Origin of the sequence: Dialister sp. UBA1703 (genome assembly GCA_002320515.1) — a bacterium.
Lineage (GTDB): Bacteria > Bacillota > Negativicutes > Veillonellales > Dialisteraceae > Dialister.
Map to the genome: position 1 here is coordinate 1 of DCJJ01000087.1, position 4718 is coordinate 4718.

Here is a 4718-nt window from a genome sequence, read left to right on the forward strand (position 1 = left end):
ACATATGACCAGAATACTGAGCGATAGCGAAGGATCTTGGTAAGAGCCGTAAGTGACAGGAATGTCGGTAACTACCACTCGGCGGGGAGGGGAATACCAGGCCCTTTCAGGGCCTCGGATTTTCTACGAAAATCCGCTATCCTCTGTCGCCTGCGACACCCCCTTCCAGAGGAAGGGGGGGCTAACGCACTACGTCATGCAGCACTGGTGATACTAATGGTAAGCCCGTAACGTAAGGCTCCTTCCACCGGAATGGAGCTGGGGCAGCGGTGAGGATAGGCCTTCCCCCAGCAAAGGCGCCGCCGACAGGCGGCTTTACAAGTGGCTCTTATTGACGGTGTCAAAGGGCCTCCCCATTTCCTGCGCTTTCCTCGATTTCTTCTATAATTTTCCTGATTCTTTCCGCATTCTCTTTATTTCCGGCAGCAAGATTCAGCCCAAGGCATACATTGAGATTGGCCAGTACATAGTCCTTTTCGCTCATGATGGCACGGAACTTTGTCTCGTACATGATCTTCGTATGGCAGATAGCCGGGCGGCGGTCATAGATGCGGCATTTCTTCCTTTCCCTATCATAAAAGCGGCACTCTCCCCTTTCATCCAGAAAGGGTTTCAGTTCTTCCACCCAGCAGGCTTTTTCGCAGCAGAGGCCGCAGGCAATGCAGGGAAAGTCCATTATTCCTCTACCTTCGACAGGAAAGCCTCCACCCTTTCATAGGCCGTAAGGGACTCTTCCGTCACCGCCCCCGCCTTGTTGAGGATGGGCGTATCAAGCACTGCCTTCACGGCGCCGGCGGTGGCAAGAGCCATGGCAATGATTTTCTTTTCCTCTTCGCCATAATCCCTATAGTCCCTGCCCTTTTCCTTCACCACCGCTTCCATCTTCCCAATGAGAGACTTGAAAATAGGGTCGATTTCAGAAATCAGATGGCTGAACATATCCGCCCTTTTCCCGATGGCCCGGCAGGCATCTCCGGCCAGCTTCATTTCCACCTCCGCTTTTTCCGCTTTGGCCCGTTTGCTTTTGGCAATGCCCAGATTCTTATCGGCTTTGGCATCCATCATGAAACCCATCACCGCAATGGCCGGCCCCGCTACCAGGCCGCCCAGCACGGCGGTGCCGCCGGCAATGCCAAGGCCTCCTGCCGCCAGGGTGCCGCCTCCCAGGAGGGCCAGGGTAGCATTGGTGGCCGCCGCCCCCGAAAGACCTGCAATGGCTGCTCCCGTACCGGCAGTGCCCAGAAGGCCGGCGGCGCTGTAGGCGCCGAAAGCCATGAGGCCTCCGGCAGCCAGTCCTTCCACCGTGCCCGAAACCATTTTCGAAGCAAGACTGCCCAGTTCCCCCATTTCCTTTAAGGCATCTTCGTTCACCGTAAATTCCGCCAGTTCGTCCATGCCGGCAGAGCCGGTGAGCTCCACGTGATGAATCTTTCCGAAGGTGTCCACGAAACGGGTGACACTGCCATGAAGGATATCCACCTTCGCCTGCCCCAGATTTTTCAGGGCCCTGCCTGCCTCGTCCCGGGTAGCAAGGAGCGCTTTCTTTGCGTTCTCAAACTTTTCGTCAGCTCTGCGGTTGATTCGTTTCGCCCGGGCATTTTTATCGCTGGCATCCTTCGCCTTCTTTGCTCCCACAAGACCGGCCGCCACGGCGATACCGCCAAGAATGAATGGAATAGGCATAATAAACCTCCTTATAACTTAATAATGTCATCACTCTTCATTAAATCATCGAACTCATCCATATTTCTGAAGGAAACCTTCCCGCCCAGCCGGCGGGTGATTTGATTCGCCCCATGGATATAGCCGTCGACATCCCCCAGTTTCAGGCCGGACACCATATTTCCCAGAGCTTCATCAAAGGCCTTCCGGTTTCTTTGAAATATTTCTCCGTGATTTCATCCAGCTCCCGCCGGTACTCCTGTATCTTCCGTATGGACTCGGCGCATTCCTTTTCGATTCGAATCCGCTCCTGCCGGGCCAGCTTTGCCGAAGACAGGGCGCCGCTCAATGCGGTAAACACCTTTCCCGACAGCATATACCCCACCATGCCGCCGATGAGTGAACCGATGACCGGAAGCGGTATCAACACAGCTCCCGCATACATGCCGGCCGCCGCGGTGGACGTGGCAATCCCCGTTTCCCCCAGCTGGGCAATACACTCCGAAGCGGTGATATTTCCATAGATATAATTTTTAATAATCCCTGCCGTGGCAAGAACCGCCGCCACCACCTTTCCCGGCACACCTACCTGTCCCAGTATGCGGGCCAGGGAATTGGAAGATGCCGAAAGGCTATGGGGAATGACACTCACTGCGCCGCCGGCAACATAGGAAAGGGCTGCCGCCGTGCCCGTCGCCTTCACCAGGTCTTTGCTGGCTTCACCGGGCTCCTTCTTCCCTTCAATCACTGCCACCATATTATCCACCGCCGCCATGGCACCCGAAAACACCGTTGCTCCGGCAGCGGCCTTTACACCGGCGTCATGAAACTCGGCGGCCAGATTGCCTGCCCCCTTCAAAGCAAGGGACCGGTCCACATGGCTGCGCGCCTGCCGGCCGTCCTCCATGGCCCGCTCTCTTGCCTCTTTGGAAAGGTGGATATCCTTATCCGCAAGATACTTGTCGTCGCCGTAGAAATCGGAATTCCTCCGATCCCGTTTCGCATTATTCAGCTTCCGGGAAATAGTCTTCAGATTCTCCGGGCTGTTCACCGCGTCCTTGATGTCGCTATTGGTGACCCAGGCATCGTCCTTATGGGCCTCAAAAATCCGGTGCACCGGTTCCACATGGTCCGCCTCCGCCAGATGCTCCGTCCACTTCTTCCCATAGGCCAGCTTCGCCTCCTGCTTCCGAAGAAACAGCTTCTTTCCCGTATAGGGATCCTTCACCGCCTTCCCCGAAGCAAAGAGATTCTCCTTCGCCAGCCGCTTCGCCATGCCGTCGTCAAAGAGCTTCCGGTTCCCCCTATACTCCAAAGGCTTCCGATATACCTCAGCCAGCCGCCGCACCGATTCATCCACCGAAACCCCCGCTGCCAGAGCCCCCAATGCATTCTCCGCCTGCCGCCGGCGCCTTTCCTCCTCGTCCATACCTGACCCCCATGAAATCAAAGACTGTGGGCATCTTGTTTTCTTTATTATAACCCATTCTATTGCTAAGAGAAAAGGAAGAAGCCTGCCCTGCGGAAATGCCCTTTTTGACTCCAGTACTGCATGGCGAAGTGCCAGACCCGCCTTCCTTTGGAAGTCGACAGTCCAACAGAGGACTGTCGACTATAGTTTACGGGTCAATCCACGATGCTGCAAAAGGGAAGTCACTTTCATATTATCAAGGCAGCTCATGCCCGCTATGAGTTTAAAAAATCTCCTTTAGGTCCTAATGTATTCTGTGGGGAGATGTCTCCACTTTCCTGCGGTGGAAATGAAGATATGGCAAACTGCCGATTCTAACAACAGCAAGACACTAAGCAATTTAATCATCAGATGACACTCTATGGCTTTTTCATTTCAACCTGTCTCCTGACCATTTCCTCATTGTGACGATTTTAATTTCCAAGTATAATAGGAGTAGAGAAAGGCGGTGCTCCAATGAACGAACAGACCTTATCGGATTTGCAGAAACGGCGGCATACGCGTGCTCTGCAGATTATCAAAAGATGGCGTCTTATGGATGATGATTTCATGAAGCGGTGTCTCAAGAACAACATTCCTGCGGTAGAATGCATTCTGCGAATTATTATGGAACAGCCTGATCTTCATGTATTATCGGTAACCATAGAGGACACTATCCCCAGTCTTTTGGGACATGGAATCCGTATGGACGTGCATGCTGTTGACTCTGCCGGAACTGAATACGACATCGAGGTGCAGCGTTCAGATAAAGGGGCCGGTGCCAGAAGGGCTCGTTTCAACAGCAGTCTTCTGGATCTGAACAGCTTGAAAAAAGGAAATACCTATGACCAGCTGCCTGAAAGCTATGTCATTTTTATTACAGAAAATGATATTTTCAAAGCGGGACTGGCCCGTTACCATATCAATCGAATCATCGAAGAATTAAGCCGTCCCTTTAATGATGGAGAACATATCATTTATGTAAATGGAGACTATCGTGGATCCGATGATATAGGTAAGCTGATGAATGATTTTCGTTCATCCAAAGTGGATGATATGATTCTGGAGCCGTTAAAGGAAACAGTCAATCGTTATAAAAACAACCCCAGGGAGGTGGCTGCCATGTGTGCCGATTTGGAAAAATGGAGTATGGATGAACGTTCTGAAGGACGCACTGAAGGCGCTGAACTGCTTGCCCGGCTTTTGAAGCTGCTGCAGGCAGAGGGCCGCGTCGATGATGTCAAGTTGGCTTTGGAAGATAAGGAAGCCCGAGAAAAGCTGTATAAGGAATATCATCTGGATTAAAGAGGAACCGGACAAGGCTTGAGCCCTGTCCGGTTCACCTTCTTCGTTATTTTTATTCCGCAAAGGTTTGAGATTCATTCAAAGCAGTTTTTCTTCTCCTTCTTGAGACAGTTTTACCGGTTTAATCATAAGAGGCGCCTTTTATAGTGAGCAGGAGCAGGCCCCTTCTTTCCTGTTCACCGGTATTTATATAAATGGAGACTATGGCGGATCCTATGATATAGGAAAACTGATGAATGATTTTCGTTCATCCAAAGTGGATGATATGATTCTGGAACCGTTAAAGGAAACAGTCAATCGT

Annotated in this window: 4 protein-coding genes; 1 reads left to right on the forward strand and 3 read right to left on the reverse strand. The window is 52.0% G+C overall.

The window, feature by feature from the left end; translation table 11 throughout:
• Nucleotides 1–340 precede the first annotated feature (340 nt).
• From B2Y11_RS04375 to B2Y11_RS04385, 3 genes are all read right to left on the reverse strand, one after another.
• Nucleotides 341–676, reverse strand: coding sequence for a YkgJ family cysteine cluster protein (locus B2Y11_RS04375; RefSeq protein ID WP_291056683.1), 336 nt, complete (start codon nucleotides 674–676; stop codon nucleotides 341–343).
• Nucleotides 676–1683, reverse strand: a complete 1008-nt coding sequence (locus tag B2Y11_RS04380) for a hypothetical protein (RefSeq protein WP_291056686.1) — start codon at nucleotides 1681–1683, stop codon at nucleotides 676–678. The genes B2Y11_RS04375 and B2Y11_RS04380 overlap by 1 nt, the downstream gene beginning before the upstream one ends.
• 142 nt (nucleotides 1684–1825) lie before the next feature.
• The gene (locus tag B2Y11_RS04385; protein ID WP_291056689.1) at nucleotides 1826–3091 is read right to left on the reverse strand and encodes a hypothetical protein; all 1266 of its coding nucleotides are present in this window, start codon (nucleotides 3089–3091) and stop codon (nucleotides 1826–1828) included.
• Between the two features lie 498 nt (nucleotides 3092–3589).
• Between B2Y11_RS04385 and B2Y11_RS04390 the strand changes: the two genes are divergently transcribed.
• A complete protein-coding gene (locus B2Y11_RS04390; RefSeq protein WP_291056691.1) occupies nucleotides 3590–4417 on the forward strand; it encodes a PD-(D/E)XK nuclease family transposase in 828 nt (275 codons plus the stop codon).
• Nucleotides 4418–4718: the final 301 nt, after the last annotated feature.

What these genes read in the sequence shown, in the direction of transcription:
- B2Y11_RS04375 (WP_291056683.1), bottom strand. Translation starts at nt 676, where the DNA reads ATGGACTTTCCCTGCATTGCCTGCGGCCTCTGCTGCGAAAAAGCCTGC.
- B2Y11_RS04380 (WP_291056686.1), bottom strand. Translation starts at nt 1,683, where the DNA reads ATGCCTATTCCATTCATTCTTGGCGGTATCGCCGTGGCGGCCGGTCTT.
- B2Y11_RS04385 (WP_291056689.1), bottom strand. Translation starts at nt 3,091, where the DNA reads ATGGACGAGGAGGAAAGGCGCCGGCGGCAGGCGGAGAATGCATTGGGG.
- B2Y11_RS04390 (WP_291056691.1), top strand. Translation starts at nt 3,590, where the DNA reads ATGAACGAACAGACCTTATCGGATTTGCAGAAACGGCGGCATACGCGT.